Here is a 16,105-nt window from a genome sequence, read left to right as displayed (position 1 = left end):
TACTATCAGCAATTTAATGCTTTTTCTTTAATTAATGTGATCAATGTTCTATATTTTTGATGTTATTTAAGTATATTCTGGCGAAAATGGGTAAAAACGCGCAATATTGATTATTGGGGGTAATGCTTTCAAGGAATGCTTTAATCAGTTTATTATTAGAAGATGCTAAAGATAAATTAATTAAAGCAGACAGCATTTATTATTGAATCCTAATTATACCAATTAAATTAATGAGTTATTACAGGTGTCTCTGTCGGTGTCAATGACATTCTGCAGTTATACATTTGGATATATCAAAGGGTAAAAAATTATGTCGAATGGCAATAAGTCTTCAGCAGAGAAGATCCTTGAAGGAGTTGGTGGTGCAGGCAATATAAAATTCTTGTCTTGCTGCGCAACTCGCTTACGTTTTGAATTAAATGATAATTCTATTGTTGATAAAGCAGCATTAGATGCCATTCCTGATGTGATGGGGTGTATTCCTCAAAGCGGTGATCGCTACCAAATTGTTATCGGTGGTGGTGTTGCGACTATGCATAGCGCATTACAGCAACTGATGGAAAGTCAAACGGGTAGTGGTACAGCAAGCACGAATGAAGTGAAAGCTGATAATGCATCAAATGATGATATTAAAGCTTCTATGCGCTCTAGTGGTGTAAGAGGGAAAGTTGCTTGGGTTGATGGTTTTTTTGAATACCTTTCAGATTCGTTCCGTCCAATTTTAGGTATTTTATTAGGTGCGTCGTTAATTATTGCACTATGTGCAGTATTAGACGCCCTTCATATTGTTGACTTTAGAGGTGATAAGTCTGCAGGTTGGGTTTTTGTTGACTCAATGTGGCATACAGTATTTTACTTCTTGCCTATTATGGTTGCTTACAATGCCTCGAAAAAACTGAAGGTTGATCCTTGGTTGGGCGCTGCAATCATGGGCGCACTTATGACGCCTGATTTCCAAAAACTAACCTCACTTGCATCAACAACATCGATTAAAGATACGACCTTAGGGACTGTCTCTCATGTTGCCCATGTGTTTGGTTTACCAATGCAGCTTAATGATTATTCTGGTAACGTATTTGTACCGCTAATCATGGTTGCTGTATTAGCTGTGGTTTATCGCTTCCTGAAGAAGATTGTTCCAGATAATTTGCACATGGTATTTGTGCCGTTCTTATCTTTGATTATCATGATTCCGCTTACAGCGTTCCTAATTGGTCCTCTAGGTGTTTGGATTGGTACTTACTTAGGTCTTGGTTTAGCTTGGCTTAATACACATGCACCATTTGTGTTCGCGATTCTAATTCCATTACTGTACCCATTCCTTGTACCTCTTGGTCTTCACTGGCCTCTAAATGCATTGATGCTAATGAATATTCAAACATTGGGTTATGACTTCATTCAAGGTCCTATGGGTGTTTGGAACTTTGCATGTTTCGGTGCAACAGCGGGTGTGCTACTAATTTCATTACGTGAAAAAGATAAAACCATGCGTCAGACAGCTTCTGGTGCGTTAGCTGCTGGTTTATTCGGTGGTATTTCGGAGCCTTCACTATACGGTATACACTTACGATTTAAGAAAGTTTACTCACGTATGCTTCCTGGTTGTCTAGCTGGTGGTTTAACAATTGCAATTCTAGGTTCTCAATACGGTGGTATTAAAACTAAGGCGTTTGCATTTACTTCGTTACTAACCATCCCAGTATTCCACCCAATGTGGGTATATGCAGTATCAATTGCAGTGGCATTCATTGTGCCAATGCTACTTATTTTCTTCTTTGACTATCGTACTCCAGAAGAAAAAGCGGCTCATAAAGAATAAGTTTATTCTTATTCGTTGAATGCTCATAATCCCGTAATGAAAATTACGGGATTTTTTTTAACCGTTTTGAAATAATTAGGTGTTATTTCATTTAATTTAAAATTGTGATAAAGATCTGCACGTGAAATCGCTTAGCTATAAAGTGGACTGTATATCAAAAACAAGAACCTCTCAATCATCCACAACACTGGTATTTTTCTCATTTACATTACTTTTAATGAAAATAGTCGTTTAATCTCATTTTTATTTATAAGTAATCATATTAGGCTATTCTAATTAAAATAGGTGTGCGAAATACTCAACCCATATTAACTTATGCTAACGATAAATAGTTTTATTTACTTAACGAATGTTACATTGGTTACATAAGTTACTTTTTAGAGATTAATCTATTGGCATTAATAGATTGATTGGTTTAAAAGTTATTTATTATCAATTGGTTATTGGTTTGTTTCTGCTTTTTAATATATTTATTTTGATGTGATCGCCATTATATATTCTGAATCTTTCATCACTATCTTTTAGTAAATATGACAATCATCAAGTTATATTAATTATCGAAATTTATACTTATGCCGAAATAACAAAGAATGAATACTAACATTATGACTACGGGGGTATGTCGTTAGTGTTTATGTTATTTCAGGTAAATATAGTACTCAGGAGCTAAATGTTCACTATCACAATCAATTACCTCGGTAATTTGAGCTTGTCTCGTGTGAGTGTGCATTACTACGCTTATTGAATTAATAAAAATAATGGTTACAAAGACAAATAAAGTCTGAATTATTTTTGATACAAGTTTAGATCCCATATCGAGGAGATAAGGTAATGAAAGCCTTCTTTAGTAAACTATCGCAAGCAGTAATGCTACCGATAGCGCTATTACCAGCTGCTGGTATTATGCTTGGTCTTGGTGGTAGCTTTACCAACCAAAGCATGATTGATGCGTACAATATTGGTATTTTGCAAGACGGAACACTTTTAAATAGTTTCTTACAGGTTATGACTGCAGCGGGCGGTATCGTTTTTGCAAACCTACCATTAATGTTCGCATTAGCAATTGCGATTGGTTTTGCACGTGCTGAAAAAGGTGCAGCAGCACTCGCTGCAACAATTTCTTACTTGGTAATGAATGTTGCGATTGCGAAAACGCTTTCTGTTGCTGGCATGGTCGACACAACTAACAACACTGTTGTGTTAATGGGCAACCATTACGCGGGGGTGTTAGAAAACGTATTAGGCATTCAAAATACGCTAAGTATGGGTGTGTTTGGTGGTCTTATCGCTGGTGGTATTACTGTTATTCTGCATAATAAATACCATGATGTTAAGCTTCCTGAGTTCCTAGGCTTCTTTGGCGGTGCTCGCTTTGTTCCTATCGTTAGTGCGTTCTCTGCATTGTTCTACGGTATTGCGCTAGTATTTATTTGGCCTTACATCGGTGCAGCATTTGGTTCTATCGGGGCAACACTGGGTGAAATGACTGCATCTGGTCACGGTTATATTGCCTCTTTCATCTTCGGTATTATTGAACGTGCGCTTATCCCTGTTGGTCTACACCACGTATTCTACCTTCCACTATGGCAGACAGAGATTGGCGGTACTGTAGAAATTGCAGGTCATGTTTATAAAGGGACACAAAATATCTTCTTTGGCTCTTTAGCTAACGGTGATTATTCTCAGTTCTCTTCAACTAACTTCATGACAGGTAAATTCCCATTCATGATGTTTGGTCTACCTGCTGCTGCATACGCGATGTATACATTGGCAGATAAAGAGAATAAGAAAGAGGTTGGCGGTTTATTGTTCTCTGTTGCGCTAACAGCGTTCCTAACGGGTATTACCGAGCCGATTGAATTTACATTCCTTTTCCTATCTGCGCCGCTTTACTACTTTATTCACGTACCACTAGCTGGTCTATCGTTCATGATCATGGACTTGCTAAATGTGAAAGTGGGCATGACGTTCAGTGGTGGTTTCATTGACTTTGCACTGTTTGGTATGCTTCCTGGCCTAACCGGAACTGAAAACCACTGGTACTACATCCCACTACTAGGTTTAATTTATGGTCCTGTATACTTCTTGTTATTCCGCTGGTTTATTCTGAAGTTTGATATCAAGACACCGGGTCGTAAAGGGAGCGCTGTTGCGGTTGTACGTAAGAAAGATTACCAAGCAGCAAAAGCGAATGGTTCTGATGACAGCCAAATCGATGAAATGATCGAAGCGCTAGGCGGTAAAGATAACATCGTTGACGTTGATGCATGTATTACGCGTTTACGTATCACAGTTAAAGACGGTGAGCTTGTTAAAGATAATAAATACTGGACTGAGAACTTAGGTGCTAAAGGTTTAGTAAAAGTCGGTGGTACGGGTATCCAAGCTATCTACGGTGCACAAGCGGCTGGATTTAAAGCTCAAATCAATTCAAAACTTGGTAAGTAATTAGGCAATGAGCAGCTTTTCGTTGAAATACAGACGTGTCGGTACATTTATGATTGATATGGCTATCGTGCAGATGTTTGCAATGATCGTCAAAGATATCTTCCTTGCAGTGGTTGGTTATATTACCAATGGTGCAGGAGTATCGTTATCACTTAACGATACGATGGCGCTACCAGTATTGTTACTGTTAATTATCGGCATCATGGCTTTATTTATTGGTGTCTTTATGGGGTATCACTGGTTGTGTTATCGGTTACTCGGCACTTCACTATCACGTGCTTTGTTAAGTGTGAAAGTGATATCTAGCGATGATGAGCTGCTAACAAAGCAACGTTATTTAAAGCGTGAGTTTAATAAGATTTATCTATGTATTGCCACATTAGGATTATATCCCCTCTATGCTGGTGTGCAATATCTTACGTTTACCAATCCACCTTGGCATGACAAAAAAAATCATACAACAGTGGTAGAGCGATAAATAAAAACCGCAGTGAAAACTGCGGTTTTTTTTTATCACAGTTATAGTGATAAGAAGAATAAAATGAAAACGGGGACTAACAGGCTAAGAATAAAGCCACTGACAATAGCGATAGGTACACAGCGCACACCTCCTGTACTTTGAATTACGGGGAGGGTGAAATCCATAGCAGTTGCCCCAGCATAACCAATAGCTGTATTGGGATAACGATGGATAAGGAGTGGGATTAATATTAGCGCAAGTATTTCACGTAGTAGCTCGTTAAGAAAAGCGGCACCACCAAATACACTTCCTAAACCGTCGCCAATTAAAATACCCGCGAGAGAATACCAACCAAATCCCGATGCCATAGCCAAGCCATGGTTAAGTGGAATATCGAGAATAAATGCAGCGATGATCCCACCAAGAAAAGATGTGCTAATAATAACCGCAGCTATAATCATCCCTTTTTTATTGAGCACTATTTGTTTTAAGGTCATACCACTATTACGTAATTGGATGCCAATAAAAAACAGTAATAGTAATAAAATAGCTTCACTAGCTTGATCAACCCATGACAAATCGACATTGAGTAATAGACCTACGATCAACCCTGCTGCAACAACAAAAACCAATTTAACCGATTCCATCATCATTTTTGCCATCGGTAAATGATGGTGTCCATCAAACGTTTGTGTTGGCCATAAACGGTCTAAAAAAGGGAGTGCAGCAAGGTTACATACACTGATTGAGATGAAAAATGTCATGGTGTAGATAAGGATTTGGTTTAAGTTTTGGCTGAGATTATCTAGCGCAGCTAAGCTTAATCCCATTAATGTCAAAATGACCAAGACTAAGCGGCTAGTTTGAGCATTAATAAAATCGAGGTGCTTTTTATTATGAATAGGGATGAGGTAGCCAATAATAAGCGGCAAAAAGATAAGTAAAATCCCAGACAACATATTAGTCCTTAAATATATTCAGAGGGTGAGTAATTTATTTGCTAGAGGATTTGGTTCAATAACACAAAATAACCAGCAATAATGAATTCATTTATTTATATTTTTAACAGAAAGTGAATGTAACACAGCGATAAAGAAGGAGTATATAGGCAAGTGGGGAGCTTATAGATGGATGTTTCCCCTTCTTTTTAAGTAAGAAAAAAGAAGGGGGTGGGGATTAGGTCAGAATCCACTTTCACGAACGATGTTTTTCACTCGTTGATTAAATTCGTGAGTAGGTAAATTAGTCAATTCATACATAACTTCAGCCCCTACAAGGTCAAGCTCAACATCATTTTCGTCGATAGCATCATCGTTATTCTTAAATAACAATAAATGGTGTGCCATACGGGCGATATCAAGATAACTCAACGTATCGTTATTTTCTCCATAAGGCTGTCGTTTATTAGAGGCGATTTCAAGATAATCATTATCAAATCCCCATTCTTTTAATACGATCAAACTTGTTTTCATGCAGGTTTCTTTGAAAATATATTTGGCAATATCGATATCGAGGTAATTATCGTTTTCAATATAATTAAGATATTCGTAGATTAAACTAAAGATACCAATATCAGCGAGCAAGCCTGTTAATAACGCTTTTTCTGGTTCTATTTTTAAGGGGGTGTCACTGTGCTTTATCAAGCTTTGACAAATCAGAGCCATCGTACCTGCAAATTGGCGTGAGCGAATCGCACTTTGACTGAGCAGTTGATTACACGCGAAGTTTTCAGTTTTTACTTTTCGTAATTCGGCAACTGCTTGAGCGGTGGCTATATCACGGACCCGTAACAATCCAAGGCGAGAGACCGCAGTAAGAAGATCGTTACAGACAACATTACGGCGGTTAAATAATACCGTATTAGAGGTTCGAATAATGGTAGCGGTTAAAACGGGATCATCAAGTAGTAAATCAGCCACGTCATGAATGGTGCTTTCATCATCATTACATAACTGATGTAGCTTCATTAGCACATCAGGGATTGGAGGAAGCTCCAGCTTATTTTGCTGCGCAGATTGTTTTACTAAGTTACAAAACTCAGATTCCAACGCTTTTATTTGATGATCACGGCTATGTTTTAACCAAAAAAAAGATAAATGCGACATGTAAAACTAATCTTATAAAGTAATAATCAAATTCTATCGTTTCATAGCCTTATCGAGTAGTTTATCACGTAATTTATTTGAAGTGAGTAGGTTATAAATTAATAAAGAACTGATATTAATCCCACTAATGGTTTAAATTTTTATCTTGAAGTAACTTTATTAAAAAACGAATGGCCAGATTGGGCGTTTTTTGATGAATCAGCATTTGCTTATATTTTACTTCTATTGGTAGAACTTCTAACCAGCGTTGACAGACCCACGTCATATCATCAAACAATGGTGTTGGATATAAATTTTCCATTTCTGGTTGAGAAGAATAAAGTTGCTTTAATCGTTGAGCTAAACACTGGTTACTCGTTGTCGTTTGAGAGGGGGCCCAAGTGCTAACAGGCATACATTCAGCAACCAAAAGCTTATCATCCTCAATCTTAATTTGTTCTATTTTTAGAAGATCGATACCTTCTACCGTAATACCCAATAAATCGCCTTCGAGTCGGTTGAAGTCAATAATTTTAACGTGCGTACTTAAGGCAGGAACATCTTTAATTTCACTGTGCTCACGTTCGTTATCTATCATTGCCATGACAAACCCTTTTTTAGAAATAAGGGCTTCTTTCACCATACGAATATGACGAGCTTGTGCAATTTTTAGTTGCGTCCTTCCATCGGGAAGAATGTGGTTTGCATATGGGAACAATGGGATTTTTTTCATATCTCCAGAGCATACTCTTTTTGCTGTAAATACCTTAAAGATAGTCGGTGCTGATAATAATGATGATAGATATGCAATTCATTATTGATTCTTGCGTGATAAATGCTGCAAATCTAGTTTGATTACATTATTTTGCGACAAAAAATATGCGAGTAATCTCATCTTTGGCTGCTGCTTATTTAATCTACAATGCTTAAGAGCATACAATTGCTCTGTCGAATAATTAACAATCTAATCTATTGTTTGGCTAGGTTATTTGACGTGTTTGGAATAATTGATTATCACCACATTATGGAGAATTAGTTGTGACATCACCAAAGGAAGATTATTTAAATTATTTAAACAAATTCGGAGAACAAGAAAAACGATCCATGTTTGGTGGAACAGGAGTATTTATAGACGGTGCGATGTTTGCGATAGTTACACCGGCGTCTATGTATATTCGAGGTGGCGAAAAACTGGATCCTGAGTTAATAAAGTTAGGTTGTGCGAAATTTAAACATATAAAGAAAAGCAAAACGGCAACAGTTAATTATTACGAAATAAGAGATCTTTTTGAAAAAGATCCGCAGGTTTGTAATCAATTGGTCGCTAAATCGATTGAGTTTTCATGTAAAGATAAGGCATTTAAACAGTCTGGTGCGAATAAACGTTTACGTGATTTACCCAATATGCGATTAACGCTTGAAAGAATGGTGAAACGAACGGGTGTATTAGATGTATCTACTTTTCTAGAGTTGGGTGCAGTCAATGTTTATCGCAAAGTATGTGAACACCATGGAGAAGAAGTCAATCGTAATTTGTTATGGATTTTTGCTGGTGCTGTCAAAGGATGTCACTGGCAGTTATTAACTGACGAGTATAAATCAGGCTTGCTTGAGCAATACCGTAGTACAACTAATTAATTGACGTTATTCGGGGAGTAGTATTTATAGCTGAGCCCCGATCATTTTCTTGTTATGCTTGCTACTAGATTTTTAATGTGGCGGTATTATGCAACTTTCTAACCTTTCTGGTTCTGTACTTTCAGGTTTACACTGTTTTCTTATCGCAGCTGAACAAATGAGCTTCACACGTGCTGCTGAAGTTCTATTTTTAACTCAAAGTGCAGTTAGCCATAAAATTAAAAACCTTGAAGAAGCATTAGGCGTCCAGCTCTTTATTCGCCAGCCCCGCAAGCTCATCCTCACAGATGAGGGATTTCGTTTAAAACAAGTGCTAGCTGCGAACTTTGGCGATATTGCACACGAAATACGTGATTTGAAAAATGTTGAGTTAAGCGGCGATATAAATATTTCTGTACCCCCAACGTTTGCTCAAACTTGGTTATTACCCCGCTTAAAATCCTTTATAGATCTTTATCCCATGCTACGTATTCATTTGCGAACCCGTAATGAACTTGTTGATTTTCAAACGGAAAGTTTTGATTGCGCGATTTATTTTGGTAAAGGGGAATATCAAGGTTTGCATTCGTGTAAATTAATGGATGAAGCGATGCAGCCCGTTTGTAGCCATGATTATGCTATTACAAATGATCTTTATGATAACCCTGAAGGTTTAATGCAATGTTTATTACTCCATGATGCTGCGCCATGGGCTAGAGCTGGGCGGAATGATGAATGGCAGCTATGGGCAGAGCAATACGGTACGCAATTACCTGAATCGGAATGTACATTTGATCGTTCCGATTTGGCTTTACAAGCGGCTGAATGCGGGATCGGTGTTGCCATGGGGAGGCACTCATTTATTGCTGAAAGGTTAGTGGAAAAACGGCTAGTTACACCTTTTGATATGATGGCACCTTCACCTTTTAGTTATTATGTCGTGTGTCGACATAACATGCAAAATACCCCTAAAATAAAAGCTTTTAGTGATTGGTTATTTAGTGAGATTGGTTAAGATCAGCTAAATATTATTTATTTAAATCAATTTCATAAATAAAAATGCCGCTAAATTTTTATATTTAGCGGCATTATTTATTAATCTAACACTTCATTTCCTGATACTTTACCTTGATCAAAATCAGACAGATTTTGCAGCGTAGTTTCAGCAATATTGCCCAAAGCTTCTTCTGTTAAAAAGGCTTGGTGTCCAGTGAAAAGTACGTTGTGGCAAGATGATAAACGACGAAATACATCATCTTGAATCACATCATTCGACTTATCTTGGAAGAATAAATCTTTCTCATTTTCATATACATCGACACCCAACGCACCAATACGTTGTGATTTTAACGCTTCAATAGCATCACTTGATTTAATTAAACCACCACGACTGGTATTAATGATCATTACGCCATCTTTCATTTTGTCAAAGGCGTGTTGATTTAACATATGATAGTTTTCCTTCGACATCGGACAGTGCAGAGTAATTACATCCGATAAACGATAGATTTCATCAAGGCTAGTATAAGTTACCCCTAATTCAATCGCAGCAGGATTTGGGTATGGGTCAAAGGCTAGAATATTCATGCCAAAGCCTTTTAAAATACGAATCGTTGCTAAGCCAATTTTCCCCGTACCCACAACACCAACGGTTTTACCGTGGAAGTTATAACCTGTTAGGCCATCAAGCGAAAAATTGGCATCACGCGTGCGTTGATAAGCACGATGAATATGGCGATTAAGGCTCAACATTAAGCCCAAGGTATGTTCCGCAATAGACTCGGGTGAATAAGCGGGAACACGTACAATTTGTAGCCCTAACTTTTTGGCTTCCTCTAAATCAACAAGATCGTAGCCTGCACAGCGCATCGCAATGACTTTAACCCCTTGTTTCGCTAAACACTTTAAGACTGGCGCACTAAGATCATCATTAACAAATGCACAAACAGCATCAAACCCTTCACTCATTTTCGCTGTTTGTAGATTCAGCGGGAAATCGAAGTAAGTAATATCATGGCTAAAGGATTTATTTACTTTAGAAAAAGATTCTTGGTCGTACTTTTTTGAGCTAAATAGAGCTATTTTCATAAGACTAAATTACCTTATTTATTCATTATTATATTCTGTGCTGTTAATACCATATCAAAATACTCTGGTATTGATAGGAAAAGTATCAAAAATAGACATTGCAAGGATGATCTGTTTTTTTCGTTATCAGTGAGTTCTAGTTGACGTCAACCCTTTAAAAAGTTGATGATATAGTCATATGTTTGCACTTAAATTTATTAATTAGGATTCAATATGTTGTTGAAGAACGTTGCAGCAGGAGCGGGTGCGGTTGCCGTGATCCTTTGTTGGCCATTAGCCACAGGACAAATAGGTCAAAGTTTATATATGGGGGCGATTAAAAATTATCACAGCCCTTATATGACCATTACGAATCAAAGTTTTGAACGCGGTTATCTTTCTTCTGATGCAGTTTCTCGTATTGAATTAAAAGATAGCTTAAAAGCAACATTTGAAGAAGAAGGCTTACCCACCACGTGGTTAGTTAAGCATCATATTCAAAACGGATTTTTAGGCGTTAAGTCGAGCAGTGAATTAGAAATTGATAAACAAGTCGCGCCGTTGATCAGTAGTATTTGGGGCAAAAATGTTCAACCGGTAACCTTAGTGATAGACTCCTCTTTAACGGGAAATACCGATTTTACGATGACGATTAATCCGATTAATTATAATCAGTCGGGCGCATTTGTAAAAAGCCAAGCTTTTGTGTTGACGGGGAGTGCAAATGCGGATGGTGCAGGTGATTTCAATTATACGTTACCCTCTTTAGATGTGAAAACTGATAGTGGCGAAACTATGCAAGTGAATACCTTTGCAGGTCAAGGTAGTGGTCAAATGCAGGGTAGTTTCTGGATTGGTGATCAGACATTCAATTTAGGTAAAGCAAATTTCGCATCGGCAGATAATCAGCATCATGTTGAGTTAGAAGGCATGAGTGTGATGATGAAAAATGCGTTAAGTCAGCCGAAAGATGAAAAAACACCGACAGACGAAACACAGCAAGTAACGAATACGAATAATATTTCAATTAAGAAAATTGTGACCCTTGATGGTCAGCAATATACAGATTTCAATTTTGCACTGGCATTGAAAGATCTTAACTATAAAGCGATTAGTCGTTTAGCTGTCATGGAAGAGTCTACAACAGCAGAGCAGCAACAAGCGCAGATGCAAGATGCAATGCTTGCTCTAGATTTATTAGTCGCTAAAGGTGCTACTGTTGATTTATCTGATCTCAGCATGATGACCGAGCAAGGCAAAGTGAATGCATCTCTTTTACTTGAGCTTAAACCGGGCTTAGCACGTGCGTCAGAAAACTTAGCAGCATTACCAAGCAAATTAGTGGGTAACATTAATATCTCAATGCCAAAAGCTTTTGTGTCTAATGAACCACAGCTTGCAGCGAAAGTGCCAGAGTTACTGCAACAGAAGATTATTACAGAAGATCAAAATAGCTATAAATTAACTGTAAAAGTGGAAGGCTCACAGCTTGTCTTTGGTTCAGGCTTGAAAATCCCGCTAGCAATGCTGTCTATGCTGATGATGCATTAATCAGAAACATTGGCTGAATGTGAAAGCGTCTCTAATTTTGAGGCGCTTTTTTGTATCAATGTATTAATTATGAGTCAAATACCCTTAACCGTTGATAAAAATATAAATTCTAATTTAGTAAATTTGAAGAAATAGACTTAACTTTAATAAGGGACAGGTTTTTAGCTATCAACAATAACCATAAAGCTTGTCAGGTGAATATACTCAAAGGTAATTTGGGGGATACATGGAATCATTAAAAGTAAAAGATTATATGAACGTCCGCCCAGTGACATTCAGTGAATCAATGTCATTATCTGTAGCGCTAGACAAGTTGTTGACAGCAAAGCAAATTGGTGGGCCTGTTATCAATGAATACAAGCAGGTTATCGGTTTTTTATCTGAACAAGATATGATCCATACATTATTGAAAGTCGGTTATCACTGCCAAGACTCTCATACTGTCAAAGATTGTATGCGAGATGATGTATTAACGGTATCAAGTGATGATTCAATTATTGAGTTAGCACAAATTATGACGGGGCAAAAACCTAAGATTTATCCCGTGGTTGATAATGGGCAATTACTGGGTGTGATAACCCGTCGTGATGTACTTACCGCTATCAGTACTCAAATAGGGGATAGCTTTAAACATCCACTTTAATGCTATATATTTAAGTATTATTCGATTATGTAGAGGCGCTAATTAGCGCCTTTATTTTTTTGGTTGTAAATATGGATATTCGAGCCGTTTTATAAGGTATAGAGGTTTTAGTGAAACAGCACTCATCAACAGAAATAACAGAAAACCAACAAGCTAAATTTGTTACAGGCTCACCAATGCGTCACATTGTTGTGATGTCTGGAACGGGTGCAATCGGCTTGATGGCGCTGTTTTTGGTTGATTTATTAGATATGTTTTTCATTAGCCTGTTGGGTGAAGTGGAACTGGCAGCGGCTATTGGTTTTGCTGGTACGTTAGTCTTCTTTTCTACCTCTATATCGATAGGGACATCCATTGCAGCTGGCGCACTTGTCTCGCGCGCTTTAGGTAAAAACGATCGAGAACAAGCCAAAAGTATGGCGACAAATGTGATGTTGTTTGCTGTCTTTATTAGCATTGTAATGGTTGCAGCGATGCTGTGGAATTTGCCCTTATTACTTGATGCAATTGGCGCAAAAGGATATGTCGCAGAAGCCGCTAGCCAGTATCTGGTTATTCTACTGCCAAGCGCACCGTTAATGGCGGTATCTATGGCGGCAGGCGCTGCAATGCGTGGTGTGGGTGATGCTCGTCGTTCAATGATGGCAACGCTGATTGGTGGTGGTGTTAATGCAGTACTTGATCCATTATTTATTTTTGGATTTTCAATGGGGATGCAAGGGGCTGCGATATCTTCAGTTATTGCGCGCCTAGCTGTGACCCTTTTCTCGTTATATGTTGTAATTTATAAACATCAATTATTAGCAAAACCTGATTTTTCTCAGTTTAAACTAGCGATGCCAACCATTGCTAAAATTGCGTTTCCTGCCATCTTAACTAATACTGCGACGCCTATCGGTAATGCGGTCGTTACCAGTAATATCGCGCAATTTGGCGAGAGCTTTGTGGCAGGTTATGCCGTTATTGGGCGTATTATGCCAGTTTGCTTTGCTTTAATCTTTTCGTTATCAGGTGCCGTTGGCCCTATCATTGGGCAAAACTTTGGTGCGGAACGCTGGGATCGTATTCAACAAATTCTACGTGATGCAATGCTCTTTACGGCGATATATTGCGTTTTCGTGTCTATCGTTTTATGGCTAGGGCAAAACCAGCTCATTGCTATCTTTAGTTTAACGGGAGATGCCGCAGAAATTGTTGGTGTGTTCTGTACCTTCATCGCGGTGACCTTTATTTTTAATGGCGCACTCTTTGTTGCCAATGCGGCATTTAATAACCTTAATCGCCCTACATGGTCAACGGCATTGAACATGGGGAAAGCAACAATAGGTACGATCCCGTTTGTACTTATTGGCGGACACCTTGCAGGTGCGAGCGGGGTGTTAATCGGTCAAGCGGTTGGCTCTGTTGTCTTTGGTTTACTGGGTTTTTACTTGGTATTAAAACAAGTGAAGAAAATGGGTTTAGCGCATGAACATCAAGACGTGGCCGATAATGAAATATTAACGCCATCTGTGCCAGTGACACCGTTCTGCTCATCTCGTACATATATGGGAACCGAAGGGGTACTGGAAGAAGCACTGAATAGTGAGCACCTCGACGATGATGTAAAAGCTGAAAAAAACAAATAATAAATATGCTCTGAATTACCATATTAATAGTATCTGTGATTCAGGGCATAGTTTATGTATCTTCTTGTTTGATTAGGGCTATAAAACGTCGCATCTAGCCGTTGAATTTTCTGTAAGAAAACTTTAATTTCATCGCTTTATTGATCTAACGCTGTGAAATTAACCGATTAGCATTACAAAATAACCTTGCATCTAATCAGGGTGTTATATCGAGATGTTCAATCTTTATCTCGCAAAGTTACAAAGAATAGCATCTTGATTAAGACACTCAACTTCATCTTTTATATTCGGAATAAAAAAGGTGATGGCGTAGTTATTGTTAAGGGAATAATGCTATATGCGTCAAAGTCTTCGTTACATCATACCGATTTTACTGCCTTTAATTATTTTATTATTACCGGCTTCTGCGTTTCCCATTGAAGGGTTAACTGTGATTCAGCAACGGGTTATTGCTATCTTTCTATTAGCAGCACTGTGTTGGGTGCTCGAACCTATCCCCATTTATGCTACCTCTGTTGTGATCATTGTTTTAGAGCTGTTATTACTTTCAAATAAAGGACTATATCAGTTTCGTATTGATCATGGTCAGCCACACTTTGGTGAGTTACTGGATTACAACGCCATTATGGCTACCTTTGCTAGCCCAATCATCATGTTGTTTTTGGGGGGCTTCTTCCTAGCGATGGCGGCAACTAAATACCGTTTAGATGTAAACTTAGCGCGAGTATTACTTAAGCCGTTTGGGCATCAACCTAAATATGTGATGTTTGGTTTAATGCTAATTACTGCCACTTTCTCAATGTTCATGTCAAATACCGCCACGACAGCGATGATGCTTTCGATATTAGCGCCAGTCATTGCACTTTTTGGAGCGAAAGATCCGGGTAAAATTGCGTTTGCATTATGTGTGCCTGTTGCTGCCAATATAGGTGGTATTGGTACCCCAATTGGTACACCGCCAAATGCGATTGCACTTAAATACCTATCAGAAGATAACATGATCACTTTTGGCGAGTGGATGTTTTTTGGCGTGCCATTTGTCGCGGTTTTATTGGTTTTTTCATGGTTTTTAATTAATGCAATTTATCCAGCAAAACAGGAGAAAATTGAATTAACGATCCAAGGCAAGTTTCTTAAAACACCTAAAGCAATCACGGTTTATGTCACTTTTGCACTAACGATAGTGCTTTGGTTAATGGGGTCAGTGCATGGTATGAACTCGTATACTGTGGCGCTTATTCCGGTCGCTATTTTCTCGTTAACCGGCATTATCAATAAAGAAGATTTGAAAAAGATTTCTTGGGATGTGCTGTGGTTGGTCTCTGGCGGTATTGCGCTGGGTTTAGCGCTTGATAAAACGGGGCTGGCTCAACGGGTGGTTAATAGCATTCCGTTTGATAGCTTCTCACCGTACTTGGTGCTGGTGGGCGCGGCTATGTTGTGTTTAGTGATGGCAAACTTTATGTCTCACACTGCGACAGCAAACTTACTGTTGCCAATTATGGCAGCACTGGGTATGTCTATGTCGTCGTTGGTACCACTTGGTGGTGAAGTAACATTAATTCTTGTGGTGACGTTCGCGGCCTCTTTGGGTATGTCGCTACCAATTAGTACGCCGCCCAACGCATTAGCTCATGCAACGGGGCATGTTGAAAGTAATCAAATGGCAAAAGTAGGGGTGATTATTGGTGTCGTCGGTGTCGCACTTAGCTTTGCTATGATTGGGTTATTGCATGTGATTGGCCATATTTAAGCATTAATGCTATCGCCTATAGACAAGGACACGTT

The 16,105-nt window shown here is 38.4% G+C and carries 13 protein-coding genes; 9 read left to right on the top strand and 4 right to left on the bottom strand.

All coding sequences use genetic code 11. The features are described 5' to 3' along the window. Positions 1–310 precede the first annotated feature (310 nt). From C9J45_RS03525 to C9J45_RS03515, 3 genes are all read left to right on the top strand, one after another. Complete coding sequence (locus tag C9J45_RS03525; RefSeq protein WP_107206207.1) at positions 311–1,819, top strand: PTS transporter subunit EIIC; 1,509 nt, start codon at positions 311–313, stop codon at positions 1,817–1,819. Between the two features lie 831 nt (positions 1,820–2,650). Beyond that, complete coding sequence (locus C9J45_RS03520) at positions 2,651–4,267, top strand: PTS transporter subunit EIIC (RefSeq protein WP_107206208.1); 1,617 nt, start codon at positions 2,651–2,653, stop codon at positions 4,265–4,267. Positions 4,268–4,274: 7 nt separating this feature from the next. After that, on the top strand, positions 4,275–4,745 hold the full coding sequence (locus C9J45_RS03515) for an RDD family protein (RefSeq protein ID WP_107245931.1): 471 nt from the start codon (positions 4,275–4,277) through the stop codon (positions 4,743–4,745). Positions 4,746–4,786: 41 nt separating this feature from the next. Here the strand turns inward: C9J45_RS03515 and C9J45_RS03510 are convergent, their stop codons facing one another. From C9J45_RS03510 to C9J45_RS03500, 3 genes are all read right to left on the bottom strand, one after another. Next, the gene (locus tag C9J45_RS03510; protein ID WP_107245933.1) at positions 4,787–5,686 is read right to left on the bottom strand and encodes a lysine exporter LysO family protein; all 900 of its coding nucleotides are present in this window, start codon (positions 5,684–5,686) and stop codon (positions 4,787–4,789) included. Positions 5,687–5,908: 222 nt separating this feature from the next. Beyond that, the gene (locus C9J45_RS03505) at positions 5,909–6,832 is read right to left on the bottom strand and encodes an HDOD domain-containing protein (RefSeq protein ID WP_107206211.1); all 924 of its coding nucleotides are present in this window, start codon (positions 6,830–6,832) and stop codon (positions 5,909–5,911) included. Positions 6,833–6,956: 124 nt separating this feature from the next. Then, the gene (locus C9J45_RS03500; RefSeq protein WP_107292147.1) at positions 6,957–7,544 is read right to left on the bottom strand and encodes an LON peptidase substrate-binding domain-containing protein; all 588 of its coding nucleotides are present in this window, start codon (positions 7,542–7,544) and stop codon (positions 6,957–6,959) included. A 305-nt stretch (positions 7,545–7,849) separates the two neighbouring features. On the opposite strand from C9J45_RS03500, the gene C9J45_RS03495 reads away from it, so the two are divergent. Both C9J45_RS03495 and dsdC read left to right on the top strand, forming a co-directional pair. Next, positions 7,850–8,449 (top strand): TfoX/Sxy family DNA transformation protein, encoded by a 600-nt coding sequence (locus tag C9J45_RS03495; RefSeq protein WP_107206213.1) that lies wholly within the window; start codon positions 7,850–7,852, stop codon positions 8,447–8,449. Positions 8,450–8,537: 88 nt separating this feature from the next. Further along, on the top strand, positions 8,538–9,443 hold the full coding sequence (gene dsdC, locus C9J45_RS03490) for a DNA-binding transcriptional regulator DsdC (protein WP_107206214.1): 906 nt from the start codon (positions 8,538–8,540) through the stop codon (positions 9,441–9,443). Between the two features lie 80 nt (positions 9,444–9,523). Here the strand turns inward: dsdC and C9J45_RS03485 are convergent, their stop codons facing one another. After that, a complete protein-coding gene (locus tag C9J45_RS03485) occupies positions 9,524–10,516 on the bottom strand; it encodes a 2-hydroxyacid dehydrogenase (protein ID WP_107206215.1) in 993 nt (330 codons plus the stop codon). 213 nt (positions 10,517–10,729) lie between these two features. Here C9J45_RS03485 and C9J45_RS03480 point away from each other — a divergent pair, with 213 nt between their 5' ends. The 4 genes from C9J45_RS03480 (at position 10,730) to C9J45_RS03465 (ending at position 16,070) form a co-directional block, all read left to right on the top strand. Continuing rightward, complete coding sequence (locus C9J45_RS03480) at positions 10,730–12,046, top strand: DUF945 family protein (RefSeq protein WP_107292146.1); 1,317 nt, start codon at positions 10,730–10,732, stop codon at positions 12,044–12,046. 226 nt (positions 12,047–12,272) lie between these two features. After that, positions 12,273–12,689: a CBS domain-containing protein gene (locus tag C9J45_RS03475; RefSeq protein ID WP_105059872.1), complete on the top strand. Its 417-nt coding sequence runs from the start codon at positions 12,273–12,275 to the stop codon at positions 12,687–12,689. A 110-nt stretch (positions 12,690–12,799) separates the two neighbouring features. Then, positions 12,800–14,317, top strand: a complete 1,518-nt coding sequence (locus C9J45_RS03470) for an MATE family efflux transporter (protein ID WP_107206217.1) — start codon at positions 12,800–12,802, stop codon at positions 14,315–14,317. Between the two features lie 337 nt (positions 14,318–14,654). Beyond that, positions 14,655–16,070 (top strand): DASS family sodium-coupled anion symporter, encoded by a 1,416-nt coding sequence (locus tag C9J45_RS03465; protein WP_107292145.1) that lies wholly within the window; start codon positions 14,655–14,657, stop codon positions 16,068–16,070. The last annotated feature ends 35 nt before the right edge of the window (positions 16,071–16,105 follow it).

Source organism: Photobacterium sp. GB-1 (assembly GCF_003026165.1).
GTDB lineage: Bacteria > Pseudomonadota > Gammaproteobacteria > Enterobacterales > Vibrionaceae > Photobacterium.
This window is presented reverse-complemented; position numbering and strand designations above follow the sequence as displayed.

Coding starts and splice junctions, on each gene's coding strand:
- C9J45_RS03525 (WP_107206207.1), top strand. CDS start 311: ATGTCGAATGGCAATAAGTCTTCAGCAGAGAAGATCCTTGAAGGAGTT.
- C9J45_RS03520 (WP_107206208.1), top strand. CDS start 2,651: ATGAAAGCCTTCTTTAGTAAACTATCGCAAGCAGTAATGCTACCGATA.
- C9J45_RS03515 (WP_107245931.1), top strand. CDS start 4,275: ATGAGCAGCTTTTCGTTGAAATACAGACGTGTCGGTACATTTATGATT.
- C9J45_RS03510 (WP_107245933.1), bottom strand. CDS start 5,686: ATGTTGTCTGGGATTTTACTTATCTTTTTGCCGCTTATTATTGGCTAC.
- C9J45_RS03505 (WP_107206211.1), bottom strand. CDS start 6,832: ATGTCGCATTTATCTTTTTTTTGGTTAAAACATAGCCGTGATCATCAA.
- C9J45_RS03500 (WP_107292147.1), bottom strand. CDS start 7,544: ATGAAAAAAATCCCATTGTTCCCATATGCAAACCACATTCTTCCCGAT.
- dsdC (WP_107206214.1), top strand. CDS start 8,538: ATGCAACTTTCTAACCTTTCTGGTTCTGTACTTTCAGGTTTACACTGT.
- C9J45_RS03485 (WP_107206215.1), bottom strand. CDS start 10,516: ATGAAAATAGCTCTATTTAGCTCAAAAAAGTACGACCAAGAATCTTTT.
- C9J45_RS03480 (WP_107292146.1), top strand. CDS start 10,730: ATGTTGTTGAAGAACGTTGCAGCAGGAGCGGGTGCGGTTGCCGTGATC.
- C9J45_RS03475 (WP_105059872.1), top strand. CDS start 12,273: ATGGAATCATTAAAAGTAAAAGATTATATGAACGTCCGCCCAGTGACA.
- C9J45_RS03465 (WP_107292145.1), top strand. CDS start 14,655: ATGCGTCAAAGTCTTCGTTACATCATACCGATTTTACTGCCTTTAATT.